The following is a 21,189-nucleotide window of genomic DNA, read 5'->3' as shown; positions in this document are numbered from 1 at the left end:
ACAAGGGTCGGTATTTCAAAAAAAACGGCAACATGTAAAATATATTAATACCAAGGCAAACGCTTTTAAATTTCTCTTATTTTCGTGTGTCGTTAAATTTTTTGGCTAAAGCCTCTTTCATATTCGATGTAACCCCATGGCTGAAGCCAAGGCCTATGAGTTTTATTAATTCCACCGGTTTTAACGCTGAATTTTTACTAAAAATATAACTGACTTAGGCCACAATATTTAAAAGCGTTCGACTGATATTAACACATCTTCCTCGTTAAAACCGAGATTAAAATAATATCTTTATAAAAGCATAAATAACTTGCTCGCTACATTTAAAATGAAGATAAATACACTTACAAAAGTATGTTGTGCACTGATTATATGGTGCTTTTTTTCATGCAATTCCAAGCTATCAACACAACCTGTAACAAATATCTCGTTAATAGGCGCAAAAATCGATATTCTCCAGCTTCCAGAGGATAAGCAATTGAATGAAGTGCTTGTGGAACTTTTCGATTCCGAAGGTAAATCCATTCGAAATGAAGGTTTAATAATCTACATCAACGGCGATTCGCTTACACTACAAAAAAGACAGGGCCTTTATTATACAGATGAGTCTAGATATTTGGAAAGAGATGTTCCTGTAAAAGATAGTTATGTAATTGAGATTCAGCTATCAGACGGTAAAAAATACCCATTAGGTACCATTAATGTGCTTAAGCAAATTGAAGAGAAAAACATTATCGTAGATAAAAAAGGTGATTTAACGAAAGACTTTGTTGTGAAGTGGAATAATATAGAACAGGTGAGTGAATTATCAGTGCGCCAAAGCATTATTTTAAGTGGCTTTCCTGCAAATGAGGAAAATATGGCATCACGCAATGAAATTATTATTCCAACTTATGGCTTCGGGATTTACACGCTAAACCATCACAATTTCTCCGATTCAGAAGGAGTTTTAGATTTGGTGGAATTAGAATTTAGGGCTTTCAAAATGGGTAAAACAAGCCCAATACTTCTCGCAGGCAGCGAAATAAAAATTCATAGCGAACTTAAAAAAGTGATCTTTTTTAAATAATTAGTTAACTTAAATTTTCGCTGTCGTAATCCAATAAAAATCAACACCATATTCATCGGATGACTGACTCCACGAAATAATACATGGCTTATTTTTAATGATTCATCATTTTAAATCCGAACCAAATCATTATAAACCTCCAGCATCCGCGTTGCGCTATCATTAATTTCATGGTCTCGCCTTACAGTTTTATGCGCATTTTCGCCAATTTCATCCCAAAGTTTGGGATTAATAATACACTGTAAAATAGACCGATAAAATTCATCGGCAGAATTGGCAATTAAAATATCATAACCATGTTTACAATTAATTCCTTCGGCAGCTGTAGGTGTAGCAATAATGCATTTTTTCATGGCCATACCTTCTATAATTTTTACTCGCATCCCCGTTCCGGAGATTAAGGGCACAATCATAATGGCTTTGGAATTCATAAAATCTACGGCATCAAAAACCTCTCCTTCAACAATCAAGTTGTCAGAATCATAATCAAAAAAGTGCTTTTGCATATTTTTACCCGCAATGTAAAACCGCAAATCTTTGTTTAGTTTTTCAATATCTGGCCAAATTTCATCCAAAAACCACTCTAAACCCTCTTGGTTTGGTCGCCAATCCATCGCACCCAAATGAAAAAGTGTAGGAAAACTAGTTTTACTTTTATCAACAATATATTTATCCAAATCTAGTGCAACCGGGAAAACAGAAATCGGAATTTCACATCCAAACATTAAAATACTCTGTCGATCGGGTTCTGAAATTGCAAATATGTGGTGAAACCGATTAATTTGATCCGTTTCATAAGCTTTTAAACGTTGGGTAAGGAAGGCTAAATATTTCCTTCTAGGAAAAAATCCTTCCGAATTTGCCAATCGTTCCCACATGGTAAATTCGATGTTATGCGCCCTATAAATTAGCTTCGCCCTACTATTTGCTTTAACTACATCCAAATAGGGCACAACAAAAAGCCCTTCAAATTGGATAACATCGAAAACATTTTCTTTTAAAATATTTTCTAAACGAGTAGCAGCTTCATCAGTATAATACCGAGAAACATTGTAAGAATCATTCGTGAAAATGTTAAAAAACGCCGACCAAACATTTACTTCAGTATCTAAATTATAGGTGTGATACTTAATCTGATTAAAAATAGGATCGTAAATGTCATCAACATCAACCCTTGCCTTCGATGGATTTAAAGAAAACAAAGTGATATCTGCACCAAATCTTAACAATCCTTTTATGGTATTGTAAACCACAATAGGATAGCCACTATTTGGCGGAAAAGGAACCTGTTTAGTTATTAATAATATCTTCAATGATGTGAAAATACGAAATTTTAACCAGTATTTGAGAAGATATCTAACTGGGGATTGCTTACGTTAAAAGTTTTTCGATGAAAAGGAGATAAACCAATTTCTATAACCGCTGTTCGATGTGCTTTTGTTGGATAACCTTTATTTTGTTGCCAATTGTAATGTGGAAAATCAACATGCAAATTTGTCATATATTCATCGCGATGCGTTTTTGCTAAAATAGAAGCTGCTGCAATATTTAAATACTTACCATCGCCTTTAACAATACAACTGTGCGGAATTTTTGGGTAGGCTCTAAACCGATTACCATCAATAACTAAATATTGAGGCAACATTTGTAGTTTTTCAATCGCCCTGTGCATGGCCAAAAAAGATGCATTTAATATATTAATTTCGTCTATTTCCTCATGATCGCAAGAGCCAACCGCCCAAGCCAAAGCTTCTTTTTCGATAATTGGCCGGAGTGATGTTCTTTGATTGTGTGTTAATTGTTTAGAATCGTTCAAGCCCTCGAAACTAAAATCATTTGGCAAAATTACCGCAGCTGCAAATACGGGGCCGGCCAAACAACCTCTCCCAGCTTCGTCACATCCTGCCTCTATAAACTCATTCTGATAACAATTTAATAACATCCTTACAAATTTACATGGTTTTGCCACCAATGTGAAATAGAAAATTAGCGTATGAAGATTTTTTAATGAAATATATCATAAAAGAGCGAGCGCTTGCAAAAGTAACTCTTGTTTTTGACCAGTTATTTTGAGCATTGGTTCTATTCTAAATTTTTCTACTACAATTATTTAACCATTCTGCCTTTCCAGTTGTACTTACCGCTATTTCCGGCAACGCCGATGTAAACAATATAAAGCACATGCAAAACGTTAAGAATGGGAATTAGAATAAGCAATTTTCGCCTATTCGCAAAACCTGTAACTCCCCATAAAAAGAAAGTTTCTAAAATCATTTTTACCAACAATTGATAAAAAGTAACGGTTAAAAAAGCAGGAATAAACAAGCCTGTGATAAAATTTGATAGGATGGATAAATTGAAAATCCATACCAGAACACCTAAAGCAATAATCCACTTGTTTTTATAACGTGTACTTTTTGATGCCCAACGTTTTCGCTGTTGAATAAATGCGCCTAAATTTTCTTTGGCGTGCGTGTACACGATGGCATCACTTTTTTTCAGAAACCCAATTTTATCAGGATATTTTAGGGCAATTTTGTGCAATAATAATTCGTCGTCGCCAGATGCTAAATCATCAATGCCCTGAAAACCGCCAACTTCATAAAAAGCATCTTTTTGATAAGCTAAATTTGCGCCATTACAGGTTGATGGCGTTTTATTTCCAATGGTTGAGGCGCCTAAGCCTATTAAATATAAAAATTCTAACGATTGCAAACGTTCAAAAAGATTTTTTTCTTCAAAGTAGAATACAGGCGACGAAATCATTTTATAATGATTATTCTGGTAGAAATTAACAACTGTAGAAATCCAATTAACGCCCATAATGCAATCTGCATCAGTTGTCAAAATTAAAGCTCCATCGCAGGCACCAATCGCTGTTTGTATCGCTTTTTTCTTATAAGAATTAATCGCTCTATCCTCATTTAGCTGAATTAATTTAATGCCGTTTGTATGATAAGAGGATACAATTTCTGCTGTTCTATCGGTAGAATGATCATCAATAAAAATAATTTCAGTCAATTCTTTCGGGTAATTTTGAGCGATTAAACAATCAATTGTTCGCCTAATAATCAACTCTTCATCTCTCGCTGCAATAATAACCGACACTTTTGTAGCGGGCTTTAGCACAGTAGTTTTAAACTCGGGCAAACGCCACCATCCTTTAATGAAGGTGAGCACCAACAAGCCATAAACAAATGTTAAAGCGACAGAAATAGAACTAATCAGATTTAGAATTTCCAAAAATATTGAGTTTAAAAACGAAATAAGAGCCTAATATAGCAGGAATAATAATATTTATAAGCCAAATACTGGCTGTGCACGCAATAACGGATACATGCTGATTGGTAACATGTTTAAACAATTCTACAGCTGTTATACTTCTTACGCCAACATCAAACAAATCTAACGATGGCAAAGCCGATTGAATTAGAAATAATAAGCAAGTCATCATTACAATATCGCCATAATGTAAACCCGGGATTAGCCACACAAACAAAATAAAATATTGAGAGGTAAACACAACGTACCGCGCAAAGCTGATCGAAATAATTTTTAAAAGTTCTTCCTTTCGATACCTCGCTAAAATTTTATAAAATCGTTTATACTTTCTCGTTAGTTTAAAGGATAAAAGAATACCGTTTAGCCATTGTATATTAAAATAAAATACAATAAAGAAGAGACAGAATGCAACAGCTAAAATTACAATGGCCGTGTACATTAAACCTTCAATAGGAATAAATTTATAAATAAAGAAACACGTTGCAATTGCCCCAAAAACATTGGTTAGAACCAACTGTGCAATATTGCCCACTGCCATTGCTACAACGCCCGTTATCCTTCTCTTTGGCGATAAGAAAAATACTCGCCCTCCATATTCGCCCAACCGATTTGGTGTAAATATTGCAAGCGTTAAGCCGCAAAAAACAGACTCTATTGCACGCCAGAAACTAATTTTTTCTACATGCCGAATTAGGCGTTTCCATTTTATAGCCTCCAATAACCAGTTAAACAGCATCATAATCAACACTAAACCGATAACTGCTAAAATCTCTAGTTTCGGTATATTATTTAAAAGGTTAGTGAAATCTTTTAAATCTGTATTGGCTATTAGTTTGTGGTAAATAAAAAGAAATGCGGCAACCACAATTACAGCTTTAATGATAATAGATAATACTTTTTTGTGTTGTACAGTCAATTGTGGCTTTTCTTTTTGCAAATATGCTTAATATTGTGTTAATGTTAGTTGAAAAAAAGGAACGAATAATTATGGGTATAGATCCCGGCACGGCTGTAATGGGATATGGCATAATTTTAGAAAAGGGAAATAAGACAGAATTGATTAGTTTAGGTGTAGTTAAAATGACCCATCTCGATGATCCTTTTTTGAAACTTCAACGCATTTTTGAAAAAACTGTAGTTTTAATCGATCAGTATAAACCAGATGTTTTGGCCATTGAAGCGCCTTTTTACGGCAAAAATATTCAGGTTTTGCTAAAGCTTGGGAGAGCGCAGGGAATCGCCATAGCTGCTGCGTTATCAAGAAACATTTCAGTTACCGAATATTCTCCGCGAAAAATTAAACAATCCATCACCGGCAACGGAAATGCAACAAAAGAGCAGGTGGCAAGTATGTTGCAAAGACTTTTAAATTTTAAAGAAACACCTGAGTTTTTAGATGCCACCGATGGTTTAGCAGTTGCGTTATGCCATTCTTTTCAGAAAATATCGACAGGAGGAAAATCTAAAACGTACTCTGGCTGGGAATCTTTTGTAAGCGATAATAAGACGAAGGTTACAGGTGCCGTGAAAGCGAAGTCTAAATGATCGTTTTAAAAAAAAATCGTCATCCGATTGATATCGGATGACGATGATTGGGTTATTGCTTATTCTGAATAAAAGGCTTCATTGCTTCAACCCTAGCAAGCTTGTTCTTCCTCATGAAATACCTAACAGCGAAGAATATTCCAAAACCTGCCAAAATTAACATCCAGAGGTTGGCTAATGCCAAAATAATTTCTTTAAAAATAGTCCATCCATTAACAATATTTAGCCATAACCTATTTGCAAAGCCTGGTTTGTAGTCATATAAATTATCGTTGCCGATAACCATCGTTTTTACGGTATTATCTTGATAAAAATTTAAGGTAATGGTGCTGAATTTTACCTTACTATCAATCATTAAATTTTCGATTTTCTTATCTACCAAATCATCTTTTATGTATAAAGAAGACTCTATGTTTGCACTTTTTTTAGAAGCAACCTTATTAATTTTATCAATCGCATCAACCCTGTTGGCCGCTTTTAGCCGATTGGACAAATACGCAATACTTTGATCATCCATTTTCATCGAAGCATGATCAACAAATACAGCCATTTTCGCAATCGTATTTGTAAAGTCATCCAATTTTTCTGAAGGGATTTTTGCCACAATTGTTCCATCAGTACGGTATGAAGTAATTTCTCTTAAAGAATCTAAAGATTGTTTGACCTTTTCAGTTTCTTGGATAGAACTTTCTATCGAAAATTCGGCGATAGCACCACCTAAACTTTTAATTGTAGCACCCAACGCTTCCTTCGTTTTCTGCACGTCTTTAACGCGGAAACGCATATCTGCAGTTTTGATTACTTTTGGCACTCCAGTAGAATCTGTCGAAATGCTATCACTTGTTTCGACGTTGCTTGTACGTGCGTATTCTTTTTTGTCAGCATTACAGCCGAACAAACCTATAATTAAGGCTAGCGCAATTATATTCTTTTTCATGATTTGTTGGTTCAAATTGTAGCAATTTATTTTTTTAACGCTCTTCAATGGCCATGAAGCTTTTACGTCATATCTAATTATATGTTGTAATTTCCCTTAATACAACAATCTAAATTAGGTAACCCAAAACATCAATTTAAGCCTCTAGTAGCGTTATTTTCTACAACTAAGTACCACTAATAATTTAAACACAACAATACCCATAAATGGGTATTTACAAAAAAAGCCTGCTATGAATAAACATAACAGGCTTTAAATTTTTATAAAAATATGTTTTAAGCGTCTAGTATTTTAAATACGCCTTTAATGCAGATGAACACGCCGATAAATAAAACAATCCAACAAACTAAAGATAAGATCCAAGAATCGAATGCAAAGCGTGCAAACACACCAACCATACAAACGATAACACCAAAAATTATCAACTTGTAAATTCCTGGATCATTAGCCGCCTTCATGCTATCAGTGTTGTGTTTCAATTCGTTTTCCATAATGAATATTATTTATTGATGTTGCAAAAGTAATACTTATTGCTGAATAATTATAAATACTTAGTAACTTTTTAATCGTTCTAATCTTTGTTTTGCTTTTTCGGTATCATTAAGTTTTTCTCCCTTATACAAAGGCTTTTCCCAATCGCCATACATAGGGTTTGGCAACACAATGTACTTCACGCCAAATAGGTTTTGCTGTTGATTTACTTGTTCGAAAGTGTTCTTTCCTTCACGATAAAAAACGTTGGTAAAATCGCTTAAATTATCACCACATAATAACAAAATATCATGTGTTTCTGCAATTTTCCGTCTTCTTGGTTCTTTATTCGATGTACCTTCAGAAACCAACAAATGCGCATCGTTGGCGTAAGGAAAGCCAAAAGCCTGTAAATTTTTTAAAGTTGCAGCATAATCTTTTTCATCGCGATTGCTCAAATAAAAAACCTCAATATTTTTTGATGCTGCAAATTTTAAAAATGCCAATGCGCCTGGTACGGTATCGGCCTTGGCTAGATTTGTCCATTCTGTCCAATCTGCCGGAATATAACTTACACCTTTTTTTATTTCGTGACCTTGAAACGCAGAGTTATCTAGCACCGTTTCATCAATATCTACAACAATGCAATTTGGTTTAGCACTTGTATCTGCCCATAAAGATTCTTTTAAAGATAAGCGCGCAAAATTATAGGCTTGAAAGCACAAAGCCCTGTACTCGCCACTGGTTTGTTGCCAAAGCACAGCATTAGTCCAATCTCTTTCAGGCTTTTGAGCAGAAGCTAAAAGCGGGAGCGCAAATGTTAAAACAAGGAGAAAATATTTTTTCATGATCTAAAATTAGAAGGCAAATATAAACCTAAAACATAATAATGGTGGATTACAATCCCAAATAAAAATCATAATTTTTTGGGATTGATTATTTATAGCATTGAAAGCGATTGTGTCATGCTTAGTTTAAACTTCGTGAATATCAATTAAGCAAGCAAAAATTCGCCAATATTTTTCATTAACAACAACCGAAAGCAAAATACATCACTTTCACGATCTACTTTTTTTATACCTTTGGACACACAAATGAAATCGATATGAAAATTACAAATCTGCTTGCAATAAGCTTGGTCTTACTATGCTTTAGTTCCTGTAAAAACAAGCTTGAACTTAAGCCCATTGAAAAAACTGACCCTTTAGAATTCGTAAAAGATTCTGTTAGTTTCATGTTTGATGGAAAAACTTATAGTGACGCAAGATTTTTTAGTGGCTACAAAGGCAGTAATCTGTTGGCTAATATAAAAGTAGACTCGATCGTCAAAACTATTTACTACTACTCAAGCGCCAAAGATTCTGTAATGTACACGCATACTTACGGTTTTGATGTAGAAGGCCCGCGTATCGATATTACATTTTTGAAAAAATTTAATTTTAACGAAATGGTTAAAGTGACCAATTGGTTGCCTAAAGACTTTAATGGCTTTTACAAACTTGGTAAGCGACACTACGCACTTGATTTTGGACGCGATAATTCAGAAAACGGCGTCGCTATTTCGATTAATAATGGCATTATCTATAAAACTTTCGGATCTGAGTCGTTTCAAAAACCTCCGTTACTCGAGCAAAATTCACAAGTACTTTCAAATTTTGAAATTATAACCTTTAAAAAATTGGGTAACGATGATTATATTTTAGAAGCCAAATTTAATGCAAAAGTTTTTGACGAAAATAAAAACAGTAAAGATATACAAAACGGATTCTTGCGTCTGCGTTTAAATTTAAAGAATCAAAAATATTAAAAGTGCATCAAGTTAATATCTACAGATATTGCCTTGATAAAACTTAATTCAAGTTAAACTTTGCGCCAATCGACAAAATATTTCGTTCTGGGTGCTCTTAATAATTTATAATAGAAGTTATATTATAAGGTCAGCGAAACCCCATTTTTTGCACATTCAAGTCAACAAAAAACCCCTCATCATTTAAGTTGAGGGGTCAAATTTTTATAAGTCTCTTTCAGGGGATTTAGAGATTTATCCGTTCAGTGCCGCTGCACCGCTTACAATCTCCGTTAACTCGGTTGTAATTGCTGCTTGGCGAGCTTGATTATAAGATAATTTCAATGCTTTTAACAGCTCTCCAGCGTTTTCTGTTGCTTTATCCATCGATGTCATACGTGCGCCGTGCTCAGATGCATGAGAATCTAATACTGCTTTGTATAACTGAATTTTAACAGACTTAGGAATTAACTGTTCTACAATTTCCTCTTGCGAAGGCTCCAAAATGTAATCTACATTCGTTGCTTTTGCATCAACCTGTTCTTCTTCTGTTTTTGGCAAAGGCAACAGTTGTTCGGTTGTTATAATTTGAACAGCTGCATTCTTAAAGCGATTGTAAACCAACTCTACTTTATCAAATTTACCTTTAATAAAACCGGCCATTATCTCGTCGGTAATTTTAGTTACATTTTCGAAAGTTAAAGCGGTATAAACTTCATTATTATTACCAATAACGTTGTAATTTCGTTTTTCGTAAAAATCCTGAGTTTTTTTACCAATGGATACAATACTAACATTGCCATTTTTAAACTGCTCCGAATATTTATCGGAGATTAAGTTATTGGCTGCTTTAATTACGTTCATGTTAAAAGCACCAGCCAACCCACGGTTAGATGATACCGTAACAATTAAAACCTTATTGGGTACACGCTCTTGAATAAAAGGCGATGAAGAGCCTTCTAAACTTGCCGATAGATTACCTAAAATCTCTTTAAGTTTAGTTGCATAAGGACGTAAAGCGATAATTGCATTTGTGGCACGTTTCAACTTCGCCGCCGAAACCATTTTCATAGCTTTGGTAATTTGCTGTGTTGATTGTACCGATGCAATTCGGTTTCTTACTTCTTTTAAATTAGCCATTCTTTTTTTAGATGTGAGATGTGAGATGTGAGATATTAGACAAAATGCCTTATCTCAAATCTCAAATCTATTTTCTCAATGTTAAATTTAAACTATGAGGCGTTTGAAAACCTTCTCATATCTCAAATCTAATATCTCATATCTCAATTAGTATTTACTTGAAATCTCTTTTGCAACTGTATCTAAAACACCAGTAATGGTATCGTCAAACTTACCAGCTTTTAAGGCAGCTAATGTTTCTGGATGACGCATTTCCAACTGTGTTAAATATTCAGTTTCAAATTCTTTTACCTTATCAACTGGTACGCTACGCATTAAGTTTTTGGTACCTGCATAAACAATAGCAACTTGTTTCTCTACTGTAAAAGGCGTAAATTGTGCTTGCTTTAGCATTTGTACGTTACGTGCACCTTTATCTAAAACCGATTTTGTTGCAGCATCTAAATCAGATCCGAATTTAGAGAAAGCCTCTAACTCACGGTATTGTGCCTGATCTAACTTTAAAGTACCAGCTACTTTCTTCATCGATTTAATTTGTGCATTACCACCCACACGCGATACCGAAATACCTACGTTAATAGCCGGACGAATACCTGCGTTAAATAAATTCGATTCTAAGAAAATCTGACCATCAGTAATCGAAATTACGTTAGTTGGAATATAAGCAGAAACGTCACCAGCTTGAGTTTCAATGATAGGTAAAGCTGTTAATGAACCACCACCTTTAACAATATGACGAATAGATTCCGGCAAATCGTTCATTGCCTGCGCAATTTCATCGTTCGAGTTAATTTTCGCAGCTCTTTCTAACAAACGACTGTGTAAGTAGAAAACATCACCTGGATAAGCCTCACGACCTGGTGGACGACGAAGTAACAATGATACCTCACGGTAAGCAACTGCTTGTTTAGATAAATCATCATAAACAATTAAAGCTGGCCTACCTGTATCGCGGAAAAATTCGCCAATTGCAGCACCTGCAAACGGAGCGTAAAACTGCATTGGAGCAGGATCAGCAGCCGAAGCAGCAACAACAACTGTATATGGTAAAGCGCCATTTTCTTCTAGCGTACGTACAATGTTGGCAACGGTAGAATTTTTCTGACCAATTGCAACATAAATACAGAACACAGGCTGGCCTGCTTCATAAAATTCTTTTTGGTTAATAATGGTATCAATACAAACTGCAGTTTTACCAATCTGACGATCGCCAATAACCAACTCACGTTGACCACGACCAATTGGAATCATTGCATCAATTGCTTTAATACCCGTTTGCAACGGCTCATTTACAGGCTGACGATAAATTACACCTGGCGCTTTACGCTCCAAAGGCATTTCGTAAGTTTCGCCCAAAATTGGTCCTTTACCGTCTAAAGGCACGCCTAAAGTATTAACTACGCGACCAAGCATACCTTCACCAACTTTAATAGAGGCAATTTTTTTGGTACGTTTAATCGTATCTCCTTCTTTAATCTCGTCTGATGCACCTAAAAGTACCACACCAACGTTATCTTCTTCAAGGTTTAATACAATGCCTTGTAGGCCGTTCGCAAATTCAACCAATTCTCCCGATTGAACTTTAGTTAAACCGTAAACACGGGCAATACCGTCGCCCACTTGCAATACGGTACCAACTTCTTCCAGTTCGGTTTCTGATTTGAAGCCCGCCAATTGCTGTCTGATAATTGCCGATACTTCGTCTGGTCTTACCTCTACCATAATTTTAATTTATATCTTTTTGTAAATGTAAATCTTGTAATTCTTTTGTTCTTGCAGTCCCGCTATTCGTTTCAATCTTTTTAACCCCTAAATCCCCTAAAGGGAATTTGGTTTAAAAAGGATTTACACTACTATCGGGTTTATATTATTAAGCTAGTAGTCATTTAGTTCATTCAGTACCGTACAAGTCTAAAAAACCCAGACTTGATACTTGATACTCGATACTTGATACTTGACACTCAAATCTCAATACTCAAATCTCGCTACTACCTATGCAAATTCTTTTTTAAGTTTACTCAATCCGCTGGCAATACTCGCATCAAATTGTTTATCGCCAACCTTTAAAATAAAACCACCTATAAGTTTCTCATCAACTTTTTCGTTTACGATAACTTCGTTGGCTCCCAATTCTTTCTTTACAATTCCAACAATTTCAGCCTTCGCTGCATCGGTTAATGCCGTTGCAGAAATTACATCAGCAGTAACAATGCCCTTTATTACATTATATTGCTGTATAAACTGCTTTGAAGTTGCAAAAAGGATTGATGATCTACCTTTGCTAACCACAATTTTAAAAAAAGCTAATGTTAACTTACTTACTTTATCGCTAAAAATTCCATTTAAAATGCCAATTTTTTTATCTAAAGGCACGATTGGATTTTTCAATATCGCTTCCAATTCTGGCGTATCATCAACAACCTTGTTAAACAATACCATATCATTGTAAGATGATGATAAGGCATTATTCTCAACGGATAAATCAATTAATGATTTTGCGTATCTGCTCGCAACTTTAATTTCTGACATATTTTTAGGTGTGAGATATGAGATGTGAGATGTGAGATAGGAGAGCCAGTCTCATATCTAAAATCTAATGTCTCAAATCTATTTTCTCAAAACTTAGTTTAATTCAACGTCTTTTAACAAATTAGCAACCAATGCTTGTTGTTTAGTTTTATCGTCTAATTGAGTACGTAAAACACGTTCAGCAATTTCTAGCGATAAAGAAGAAACTTGGTCTTTAACTTCTGCCAAAGCAACTTTCTTTTGGTTTTCGATTTCGATTTTAGCTTTCTCAATCAATTTAGCACCTTCCACCTGAGCTTGTTTTTTAGCTTCGTTTAAAATACCATCTTTTAAGGTTTTAGCTTCCTTCAAAATTTCATCACGCTCAGCACGGGCTTGTTGCATCAAATCTTGGTTTTGAGCCGTTAACTCAGTCATACGGATTTTAGCCAACTCAGCTTTATTAAGTGCTTCATCAATGCTTTGCTCACGTTCGTGTATTGCACCTAAAATAGGTTTCCATGCAAACTTTCTAAGTAATATTAATAAGCAGATGAACGATATTCCAGTCCAAAAAACTAATCCAATACTTGGGGTTACTAATTCCATTTTATCTAATTTTTAAAATAATCTTTGTTATTAAGGCTGGGTAAATAACCAATCGTTAAATACCCTGCCTAAATTTTTCAGTAATTACTAGCCGTTTAAGCCTAATAATGCAACTACTACACCGAATAAAGCAACACCCTCAATAAGGGCAGCTGCGATAATCATTGCAGTCTGAATTTTTGATGCAGCTTCTGGCTGACGAGCAATACCTTCCATTGCTTTACCACCAACTTGACCGATACCGATACCTGCACCGATTACTGCTAAACCGGCACCTATTGCCGCGATTGAACCTACCATAACTAATTTAATTTATATTAATTGTAAAAAATAGTTTAATGTTAATGATGTTCTTCTACTGCCATACCTATAAATAAGGCAGTAAGTAATGTAAAAATGAAAGCCTGTAAAAATGCAACCAATAATTCTAGCACATCCATAAAAATTACGAACGCAACTGAAACTGGTGCAATTGCCAAAGTTTCGAAGATAAAGATAAGCGATATTAAACTTAATACGATAATGTGTCCTGCGGTCATGTTCGCAAATAAACGAACCATTAAAGCAAACGGCTTAGATATTACACCTACAATTTCTACCACAACCATTAAAGGCCATAACCAAAATGGTACATTAGGCAAGAAAATGTGTTTCCAATAATATTTATTTCCATTTAAGTTAACAATTATTAGCGTACCAAAAGCCATAACAAATGTTAATGCAATGTTACCGGTTACGTTTGCACCACCTGGAAAAATTGGCACTAAACCTAAAAGATTATTAAATAAAATGAAGAAGAAAACCGTTAATAAATAAGGCATAAACTTTGCATATTTATGTCCGATGTTTGGCTTAGCAACATCATCTCTAATAAAAAGAATAACAGGTTCAAAAAACGATTGCAATCCTTTAGGAGATTTACCAACACGCTTTTTATATGAATTTGCGATAGAAATAAATACCAATAGAATAACGAAGATTGCAATAAACATTGCGGCTACGTTTTTAGTGATCGAAAAATCTAAAACAGATGCAGTTTCGTCAACTTGTCCGTTAGCACCAACAACTTTAACTTTATCGTGCACTAAACGGTAAGTATTATGTGCACCTACATAATCTTCTTCTCCATGATGAAAATGAGCCGAAGAGAAAAACTCTATTCCGCCAGCAGTATATAAAATTACAGGGAGAGGCATTGAAGTATGACCCCAAAAATGCCACATGTGAGAATCGGCAATATGCTCCATAATCACTTTTGTAGGCTCAAATTTTTCTTTTCCATGTTCTGCAACGCCATGCTCGCCAGAAACTGCTTGTGCTGATTTAGCTACAACACTATCTACAGGGACAGTAGCACTATCAGATTGAGCAAAAGCATCAACTTTGACAGACAAAAACGCTATTAAAAGCGTAAATGCAACAATTACTTTCTTAACTTTAGATACTAAAACTCGGTTACAATCCATTTATTGGCAGATTTTTACTTTAAATTTTGGTGGCGCAAGTTACGTAACAAACAGTAAATTTCAAAGGCAGAAAACAATAAATATGTAGAAAAAAAATTCAAAATAAATATTAAGCCTATTCCCTTTACTTTTATACTGTAAATCAGCACAAAAGCCATACAAAAAATCATTTTTATGGCAATCGACGCCATAATTGCCATTACACCAATTTCTGGATCTTTTTTCACACCAATATCAACTAAAATATATGCGATATAAGTGATGCCCGCTAAAAACCCAAACATCAACCAGAAATTTGGAATAAACAATTGCTTATCAGGAAAAATAACGGTTAATAACGAAACAAGGCCTATTAATATGCCTACAAAAATTAAGTAGATGCTGGTAAATTTATTTAGTGGCAATGGACTAATTTATTACAAAATTAAAAATTTTGGCAAAGATAGGGTTTTTAGCATCAACTAAAAAAATAGAATTGAGGTGTAATTCTTTCCCAATATGTAACAATAAAAACAATTAAAATTTACTTAGTAACCTGTTTAATAGCTTGGTATAATGCAATTGCAACGCCTGCAAGTGCGAATAATGCCGTTATTATATTTGTTTTACTTTGTCTATGTTCATCTATTTTATAACCTATAAAAGTTAATAAACCTATTGTAGCAAACATTTGAAAACCCATAGCCGAGTATTTTATTGCGTTATTAATTTTTTTCGGCTCCTCGTTTGGTTTTTGATTTTCCATTTTAAATACAATATTTAATTAACTTTGAATAAATTAACATTTTGTTGGCGATTAAAATAACTTTGCATACATTTTGTTATTGTATATTTTACTAAAGCGATTCTTATACTTGAAAAACTATATTCAGCCAAACTTAAATCCCCTTCTTTTTTGCATTAGCATACTGCTTTTATATGGCTGTATTACGCCTAAAGATACTGCTGTGAGTCGTAAGATGCAAAATTTAACTGCAAGATATAATTATATCTACAACTCAAAGGTTTTGTTGTCGGAGTATAATGAAGATCTTGCACAAACCATTCAGGATGATTATGAAAAGATTTTACCTGTATATTTCGATCCCGCACCTCAAATTGATTTAGTGTTAACTGCTGGTACTGCAAATAAACAGTTAGACGAAATAATTACCAAAGGCCAAACCGTTATTAACGATAAGAGTTTTAGCAATTATATTGATGATGCTTATATGCTCATCGGGAAAGCAAACTATTTAAAAGGTAATTACTTTACCGCCTCTGAGTATTTTGATTACGTGGCTAAAACATATAAAAGCGATGCTAAAACATTTATAATGGCCATGAACTGGAAAGCGAAGAGCCAAATGGAATTAAACCATTTAGCTTATGCAGATAAGGTTTTAGACACAATGCTGCGTGCTTTGAGTGTTTACAAAAAGAATTTACCCGAGCCATTGGCCACAACCGCGCAGATGCGAATTTATCAAAGCCGGAATATTGATGCCATTAATTTACTAACACCAGCCATTAGAACGGCCGATAATAAACAGCTGCGTATTAGGTGGCAGTATGTATTAGCGCAACTGCAAGAAAAAGAAAACGACCCACAAAATGCATTTATTACCTACACTAAAGTAGAAAATAGCAATGCGCCATTCGAAATGTATTTCCATGCAAATTTAAGGCGCATAAAATTAAAAGCTTTGATTAGTGGCTATAAAGTAAATGAAGATAAAGAGTTATTATCGCTAATTAAAGATGATAAAAATTTAGATTATATCGATCAAATCTACTATCAGATTGGCGAATTGTTTTCGACCGAAGGAAACTACAAGAAAGCCGAAGAAAATTATTTAAAGTCGGCGAAGGCGAGTACAAAAAATCAAAATCAAAAAGCGCTATCTTTTTTAAAAATTGCCGATTTGAATTTTAAACAATTTAGCAATTACATTAAAGCTAAAGCATATTACGATAGCACGATGACGGTTTTACCGAAAACTCATCCCGATTACGCTGCCATTGCTAAAAAAGCAAATAATCTCCAATATTTAACCGATAGATATGAGGTAATTAGTCGCGAGGATACTTTACAAATGATTGCTAAACTACCAGCTTGGCAACGAGAAGCTAGAATTAAGTTACTGCTTAAAAAGCCATTGATTGGTGTACCAACTACTACAATTAAGGAAAATCAATCGCTACCAACAAGTATATTTCAAAATGACGACAATACACTAATTAACCTTACAGTTGGAAATGGAAGTAAATTTTATTTTAACAATACAGCTGCCGTAAGCAACGGATTGGCTGATTTTAAAAAACGTTGGGGCAATCGCCCTTTAGAAGACAATTGGCGCCAAAGCCAACGCTCATCTATGCAAGAAAGTAGCGAAATTTTAAGTGGTGGCGATGTTGCAAGTGTGATTAAACCAATTAAAACGATTGATTCTGCGGGTAAACAAAATCAAACTGCACTCGAAAAGGATTATCTTGCAAAATTGCCGATTGACAGTGCAATGTTAGCAAAATCCAATCAAAGTATAATTGATGCCTATTTCGAAATTGCTACCTTTTATCAACAAGAACTTAATGATAAAAATGAAGCCAATAAAGTTTATTTAGAACTGTTAAATCGTTACCCAGAAAATAATCAGCTTGCGGCTATTTATTACAGTTTATATCTGAATAATAATGGTGTCGATCAATACAAATCGAACGAATACAAGCAATTGGTATTAACAAAATTCCCAAATTCTGATTTCGCTAAAACTATTTTAGATCCAAGTTATTCCATCAAAAAAAATAACCTTGAAGATGCGGTAAACGAGAACTACAATCAGGTTTTTAACAATTACGCTAAAAAGGATTATCAAGAAGTAATTAAGCAAACTGTTAGCAGTTTAACGGATTTTCCATCCAATGACCTTGCACCTCAGTACGCCTATTTAAAGGCAATTGCGGTTGGCCGAACAGCGAAAGTTGATGCGTTGCTTACTGAATTTAATGCGATTGTAAAAACCTATCCTGAGGATAAAATAATTACACCACTTGTTGAAGATCACTTAAAATATATAGCAGCCAACCTTGCTGAGTTTAAGCAAAGAAAATTAGCTTTGATAGATTTCGATAGCGCTGAACCGAGGTTTGTAAACCAGCCTAAGCCGCAGGCTAAAAAACCTTTAGAAGTAGCTAAACCAGCCGATTCGACTAAAATTGCTGTAAAAGTTGATGTAAAGGATTTAATTACAGAAAACGCCGGTGTAAAAACAGATGGCGTGTTTAATAACGCAACATCAGACACGTATTATTATGTAATTGATGTTAATGACGCTTCGCTTACGTTAACATCATCGAGATTTGGTTTAGGACAATTTAACAGAGGCAATTATCCAGATAACGATTTGGTGCATAAATTAATTGAGTTTGATAATGACCAGCTTATTTACGTAACAAGCTTTGTTGATTTGGATGATGCGAAACTTTACGAATCGAGCATTAAAGATCAGTTATCAAAAATAATGAAAGTGCCAGCTAGCAATTATCGCACTTTTATTATCAGTAAAAATAATTTCGAAAAATTAACCGATAGAAAGCGTATTAATCAATATTTAGAGTTTTTTAAAATCGGTTATTAGTGCGCTAATTTTTCTCAAGCCTATTAAAATTAAGCTAATTATTTTACAATAAAATAGATTTGGCTATTAAAATAATATCATGAAAACACAACTTTTGCCCAACGATATAAAGAGATACAACTTTCTAATTTGGAAAATTGTAGTTGGTGGAATTGCACTTTTCGCAATTTTCATCTCTTTATTAGGTTTAGGTATATTCGGTCCGCTGCCATCTTTTAGAGATATTGAGCACCCTAAAAGCAATCAAGCATCAGAAATTATTGCCGAAGATGGTCGTCCATTAGGAACCTATTTCGTTCAGAATCGATCCAATGTTACGTATAAAGAAATTTCACCCAATGTAATTAATGGTTTAATCGCCACCGAAGACGTTCGCTTTAAAGAACACTCGGGCATCGATTTTAAAAGAACTTTTACCATTATATTTTACAATTTAATTGGCAAAAAGCAAGGTGCAAGTACCATTACGCAACAGTTGGCAAAGAATTTATTTCCAAGAGAATCTAATCTAAACTTCTTCACGCTAGTGCTAACAAAGTTTAAAGAATGGATTGTTGCCGTTAAACTAGAGCGTAATTATACCAAAGAAGAAATTATAACCATGTACCTCAACACGGTTGATTTTGGAAATCAGGCGTATGGCATAAAAGCCGCCGCACGCGTTTATTTTAACACCACGCCCGATAAATTGACCCTTACCGAAGCATCTACTTTAGTTGGTATGCAGAAAGGAATAACAATGTACTCGCCAACCCGGCACCCCGAACGATCTAAAACCCGTAGAAATACGGTAATGGCGATGATGGTAAAATCGCAAATGATTACCGAACCCGAATTTAACGTAGAAAAAGAAAAGCCGTTAGATTTACGCTTTAATGCAGCTACTGTAAATGATGGTGTTGCACCTTATTTTCGATCGGTACTTAAAAACGATATTAAAAGTATTTTTCAAGAACAGGCTATTTTAAAGCCAGATGGCACATCGTATGATTTGGATAGAGACGGTTTGAAAATTTATACAACGATTAATTACGACATGCAGGTTTATGCCGAAGAAGCACAAAAAGAGTACATGAAAGTGCTACAGGCTGAATTTATAAAAAGTTGGAGAGGTAAAAATCCGTTTAAAGACAAAGAATTGCAGATTGAACAGGGCATAAAACGATCCGACCGTTATAAAGAGCTTCAGTCTGCCGGAAAATCAGACGCAGAAATTAAGAAAGATTTTAATACACCTACCGAATTAACCATTTTTACTTGGAAAGGTAACTTAGATACCTTGATGAAACCCATCGACTCGGTTAGGTATTATAAAATGCTTCTTCGCAATGCGATGATGACCATGGATCCGCAAAACGGATATGTAAAAGCGTGGGTTGGTGGTATAAATTTTGAACATTTTAAGTACGATCAAGTTAAAATGGGTACGCGCCAAGTAGGTTCTACTGCCAAACCGTTTACGTATGCAGTTGCTATAGAAAATGGTTATTCGCCTTGTTATACTGTGCCTAACGTACCGGTAACGATAGAAGGTTATGGCGATCCTTACACGCCGAGATCATCGGGTACTATACCAGGAAGCTTAACTTTACAAAAGGCCTTAGCTTATTCGCAAAATTACATTGCGGCTTTTTTAATGAAACAGGTTGGCCCAGTTAAAGTTGCAAATTTAGCCACAAAAATGGGCATCCCAAATGTGCCCGCATACCCTTCTATTTGTTTAGGTTCTTTTGATTCATCTATTTTTAATATGGTAGGCGCTTATGGTGCTTTTGCCAATAAAGGTTACTACACGCAGCCCATTTATTTGTTAAGGATTGAGGATAGAAATGGCGTGGTATTATTTCAGCAAAAAGCGATACCGAAACCTGTAATGAGCGAAGAAGTAGCCTACATTATGACGAGGATGTTGCGAGGTGTAATTACAAATGGAACAGGCTCTCGTTTAAACTACAAATACAAAGTAAACGCACCAATTGGCGGAAAAACGGGTACAACACAAAATAATTCTGATGGATGGTTTATGGCGATTACACCACAGTTGGTTACTGGTATTTGGACCGGTTGCGAGGATCGTGCTTTCCACTTTATAAGTACTGGGCAAGGTGAAGGTGCAAATACTGCGCTCCCGATTTTTGCCGGGTTTATAAAACGTGTTTACGCTAACCCAAGTTTAAAAATAGAGAAAAAAGATTTCGACGCGCCAAAAAATGGAACATCTATTGTTTTTGATTGTAACCAATATCAGAAACAAGAAGAAGGCACTACAGAGCTTGATGAGAAGTTGGGGTTTTAGGCTTAAAATTGCGGTTATGAACTGACCATCTTAATAAATTCGTTGTATATTTTTTTGGACGATGTATAAATGGTTGGTGATAACACCAACCATAAGTGAAGTGAATAGTTGATTTGGTGACAACACCAACCATAAGTGAAACGGGTACAACACAGAACAACTCCGACGGTTGGTTTATGGCGATTACACCGCAGTTGGTTACCGGTATTTGGACGGGTTGCGAGGATCGTGCTTTCCACTTTATAAGTACTGGGCAAGGTGAAGGTGCAAATACGGCGTTACCAATTTTTGCCGGATTTATAAAACGTGTTTATGCCAATCCAAGTTTAAAAATAGAGAAAAAAGATTTCGACGCGCCAAAAAATGGAACATCTATTGTTTTTGATTGTAACCAATACCAAAAACAAGAAGAAGGCACTACAGAGCTTGATGAGAAGTTGGGGTTTTAGGCTTAAAATTGCGG

At 34.9% G+C, this 21,189-nt stretch carries 21 protein-coding genes; 6 read left to right on the top strand and 15 right to left on the bottom strand.

The window, feature by feature from the left end; all coding sequences use genetic code 11:
- The first annotated feature begins 328 nt into the window (after positions 1-328).
- Complete coding sequence (locus EZJ43_RS01880; RefSeq protein WP_133260958.1) at positions 329-1,069, top strand: hypothetical protein; 741 nt, start codon at positions 329-331, stop codon at positions 1,067-1,069.
- Between the two features lie 110 nt (positions 1,070-1,179).
- Here EZJ43_RS01880 and EZJ43_RS01875 read toward each other — a convergent pair whose 3' ends face one another.
- The 4 genes from EZJ43_RS01875 to EZJ43_RS01860 all read right to left on the bottom strand — a co-directional run bounded on the left by EZJ43_RS01875 (position 1,180) and on the right by EZJ43_RS01860 (position 5,267).
- On the bottom strand, positions 1,180-2,382 hold the full coding sequence (locus EZJ43_RS01875) for a glycosyltransferase family 4 protein (protein WP_133260957.1): 1,203 nt from the start codon (positions 2,380-2,382) through the stop codon (positions 1,180-1,182).
- 20 nt (positions 2,383-2,402) lie between these two features.
- Complete coding sequence (locus tag EZJ43_RS01870) at positions 2,403-3,011, bottom strand: ribonuclease HII (protein WP_133260956.1); 609 nt, start codon at positions 3,009-3,011, stop codon at positions 2,403-2,405.
- 164 nt (positions 3,012-3,175) lie between these two features.
- Positions 3,176-4,312, bottom strand: a complete 1,137-nt coding sequence (locus tag EZJ43_RS01865) for a glycosyltransferase family 2 protein (protein WP_133260955.1) — start codon at positions 4,310-4,312, stop codon at positions 3,176-3,178.
- A complete protein-coding gene (locus tag EZJ43_RS01860) occupies positions 4,290-5,267 on the bottom strand; it encodes a lysylphosphatidylglycerol synthase domain-containing protein (protein ID WP_133261146.1) in 978 nt (325 codons plus the stop codon). The genes EZJ43_RS01865 and EZJ43_RS01860 overlap by 23 nt, the downstream gene beginning before the upstream one ends.
- Before the next feature lie 41 nt (positions 5,268-5,308).
- Between EZJ43_RS01860 and ruvC the strand changes: the two genes are divergently transcribed.
- Positions 5,309-5,896, top strand: coding sequence for a crossover junction endodeoxyribonuclease RuvC (gene ruvC / locus EZJ43_RS01855; protein ID WP_133260954.1), 588 nt, complete (start codon positions 5,309-5,311; stop codon positions 5,894-5,896).
- 52 nt (positions 5,897-5,948) lie between these two features.
- On the opposite strand, the gene EZJ43_RS01850 is transcribed toward ruvC, so the two are convergent.
- From EZJ43_RS01850 to EZJ43_RS01840, 3 genes are all read right to left on the bottom strand, one after another.
- A complete protein-coding gene (locus tag EZJ43_RS01850) occupies positions 5,949-6,833 on the bottom strand; it encodes a DUF4349 domain-containing protein (protein WP_133260953.1) in 885 nt (294 codons plus the stop codon).
- A gap of 275 nt (positions 6,834-7,108) precedes the next feature.
- Positions 7,109-7,324, bottom strand: a complete 216-nt coding sequence (locus EZJ43_RS01845) for a hypothetical protein (protein ID WP_133260952.1) — start codon at positions 7,322-7,324, stop codon at positions 7,109-7,111.
- Positions 7,325-7,384: 60 nt separating this feature from the next.
- Positions 7,385-8,152 (bottom strand): 5'-nucleotidase, lipoprotein e(P4) family, encoded by a 768-nt coding sequence (locus tag EZJ43_RS01840; RefSeq protein ID WP_133260951.1) that lies wholly within the window; start codon positions 8,150-8,152, stop codon positions 7,385-7,387.
- Positions 8,153-8,409: 257 nt separating this feature from the next.
- Between EZJ43_RS01840 and EZJ43_RS01835 the strand changes: the two genes are divergently transcribed.
- Positions 8,410-9,111 carry a hypothetical protein gene (locus tag EZJ43_RS01835; protein WP_133260950.1) on the top strand — a complete coding sequence of 234 codons (702 nt, stop codon included), beginning with the start codon at positions 8,410-8,412 and terminating at the stop codon, positions 9,109-9,111.
- Positions 9,112-9,345: 234 nt separating this feature from the next.
- Here the strand turns inward: EZJ43_RS01835 and atpG are convergent, their stop codons facing one another.
- The 8 genes from atpG to EZJ43_RS01795 form a co-directional block, all read right to left on the bottom strand.
- Positions 9,346-10,230 (bottom strand): ATP synthase F1 subunit gamma, encoded by an 885-nt coding sequence (atpG, locus tag EZJ43_RS01830; protein WP_133260949.1) that lies wholly within the window; start codon positions 10,228-10,230, stop codon positions 9,346-9,348.
- Positions 10,231-10,377: 147 nt separating this feature from the next.
- Positions 10,378-11,952, bottom strand: a complete 1,575-nt coding sequence (atpA, locus tag EZJ43_RS01825; protein ID WP_133260948.1) for a F0F1 ATP synthase subunit alpha — start codon at positions 11,950-11,952, stop codon at positions 10,378-10,380.
- Between the two features lie 270 nt (positions 11,953-12,222).
- Positions 12,223-12,759 (bottom strand): ATP synthase F1 subunit delta, encoded by a 537-nt coding sequence (atpH, locus tag EZJ43_RS01820; RefSeq protein ID WP_133260947.1) that lies wholly within the window; start codon positions 12,757-12,759, stop codon positions 12,223-12,225.
- A 93-nt stretch (positions 12,760-12,852) separates the two neighbouring features.
- A complete protein-coding gene (gene atpF, locus EZJ43_RS01815; RefSeq protein WP_133260946.1) occupies positions 12,853-13,347 on the bottom strand; it encodes a F0F1 ATP synthase subunit B in 495 nt (164 codons plus the stop codon).
- An 87-nt stretch (positions 13,348-13,434) separates the two neighbouring features.
- Complete coding sequence (gene atpE / locus EZJ43_RS01810; protein WP_133260945.1) at positions 13,435-13,647, bottom strand: ATP synthase F0 subunit C; 213 nt, start codon at positions 13,645-13,647, stop codon at positions 13,435-13,437.
- Positions 13,648-13,688: 41 nt separating this feature from the next.
- Positions 13,689-14,813, bottom strand: coding sequence for a F0F1 ATP synthase subunit A (atpB, locus tag EZJ43_RS01805; protein WP_133260944.1), 1,125 nt, complete (start codon positions 14,811-14,813; stop codon positions 13,689-13,691).
- Between the two features lie 14 nt (positions 14,814-14,827).
- Positions 14,828-15,217 carry a hypothetical protein gene (locus tag EZJ43_RS01800; protein ID WP_243718020.1) on the bottom strand — a complete coding sequence of 130 codons (390 nt, stop codon included), beginning with the start codon at positions 15,215-15,217 and terminating at the stop codon, positions 14,828-14,830.
- A 119-nt stretch (positions 15,218-15,336) separates the two neighbouring features.
- Positions 15,337-15,558 carry an AtpZ/AtpI family protein gene (locus tag EZJ43_RS01795; protein WP_133260943.1) on the bottom strand — a complete coding sequence of 74 codons (222 nt, stop codon included), beginning with the start codon at positions 15,556-15,558 and terminating at the stop codon, positions 15,337-15,339.
- Between the two features lie 109 nt (positions 15,559-15,667).
- Between EZJ43_RS01795 and porW the strand changes: the two genes are divergently transcribed.
- From porW to EZJ43_RS01780, 3 genes are all read left to right on the top strand, one after another.
- Complete coding sequence (gene porW / locus EZJ43_RS01790; RefSeq protein WP_133260942.1) at positions 15,668-18,430, top strand: type IX secretion system periplasmic lipoprotein PorW/SprE; 2,763 nt, start codon at positions 15,668-15,670, stop codon at positions 18,428-18,430.
- A 79-nt stretch (positions 18,431-18,509) separates the two neighbouring features.
- Positions 18,510-20,726: a transglycosylase domain-containing protein gene (locus EZJ43_RS01785; protein ID WP_133260941.1), complete on the top strand. Its 2,217-nt coding sequence runs from the start codon at positions 18,510-18,512 to the stop codon at positions 20,724-20,726.
- Between the two features lie 116 nt (positions 20,727-20,842).
- Positions 20,843-21,175: a hypothetical protein gene (locus tag EZJ43_RS01780; protein ID WP_317126389.1), complete on the top strand. Its 333-nt coding sequence runs from the start codon at positions 20,843-20,845 to the stop codon at positions 21,173-21,175.
- The last annotated feature ends 14 nt before the right edge of the window (positions 21,176-21,189 follow it).

The organism is Pedobacter changchengzhani (assembly GCF_004354365.1).
Taxonomy (GTDB): domain Bacteria; phylum Bacteroidota; class Bacteroidia; order Sphingobacteriales; family Sphingobacteriaceae; genus Pedobacter; species Pedobacter changchengzhani.
The sequence above is the reverse complement of the archived record's forward strand: the minus strand, read 5'-3'. Positions and strand labels throughout refer to the sequence as shown.

Coding starts and splice junctions, on each gene's coding strand:
- EZJ43_RS01880 (WP_133260958.1), top strand. CDS start 329: ATGAAGATAAATACACTTACAAAAGTATGTTGTGCACTGATTATATGG.
- EZJ43_RS01870 (WP_133260956.1), bottom strand. CDS start 3,011: ATGTTATTAAATTGTTATCAGAATGAGTTTATAGAGGCAGGATGTGAC.
- ruvC (WP_133260954.1), top strand. CDS start 5,309: ATGTTAGTTGAAAAAAAGGAACGAATAATTATGGGTATAGATCCCGGC.
- EZJ43_RS01850 (WP_133260953.1), bottom strand. CDS start 6,833: ATGAAAAAGAATATAATTGCGCTAGCCTTAATTATAGGTTTGTTCGGC.
- EZJ43_RS01845 (WP_133260952.1), bottom strand. CDS start 7,324: ATGGAAAACGAATTGAAACACAACACTGATAGCATGAAGGCGGCTAAT.
- EZJ43_RS01840 (WP_133260951.1), bottom strand. CDS start 8,152: ATGAAAAAATATTTTCTCCTTGTTTTAACATTTGCGCTCCCGCTTTTA.
- EZJ43_RS01835 (WP_133260950.1), top strand. CDS start 8,410: ATGAAAATTACAAATCTGCTTGCAATAAGCTTGGTCTTACTATGCTTT.
- atpG (WP_133260949.1), bottom strand. CDS start 10,230: ATGGCTAATTTAAAAGAAGTAAGAAACCGAATTGCATCGGTACAATCA.
- atpA (WP_133260948.1), bottom strand. CDS start 11,952: ATGGTAGAGGTAAGACCAGACGAAGTATCGGCAATTATCAGACAGCAA.
- atpH (WP_133260947.1), bottom strand. CDS start 12,759: ATGTCAGAAATTAAAGTTGCGAGCAGATACGCAAAATCATTAATTGAT.
- atpF (WP_133260946.1), bottom strand. CDS start 13,347: ATGGAATTAGTAACCCCAAGTATTGGATTAGTTTTTTGGACTGGAATA.
- atpE (WP_133260945.1), bottom strand. CDS start 13,647: ATGGTAGGTTCAATCGCGGCAATAGGTGCCGGTTTAGCAGTAATCGGT.
- atpB (WP_133260944.1), bottom strand. CDS start 14,813: ATGGATTGTAACCGAGTTTTAGTATCTAAAGTTAAGAAAGTAATTGTT.
- EZJ43_RS01795 (WP_133260943.1), bottom strand. CDS start 15,558: ATGGAAAATCAAAAACCAAACGAGGAGCCGAAAAAAATTAATAACGCA.
- EZJ43_RS01785 (WP_133260941.1), top strand. CDS start 18,510: ATGAAAACACAACTTTTGCCCAACGATATAAAGAGATACAACTTTCTA.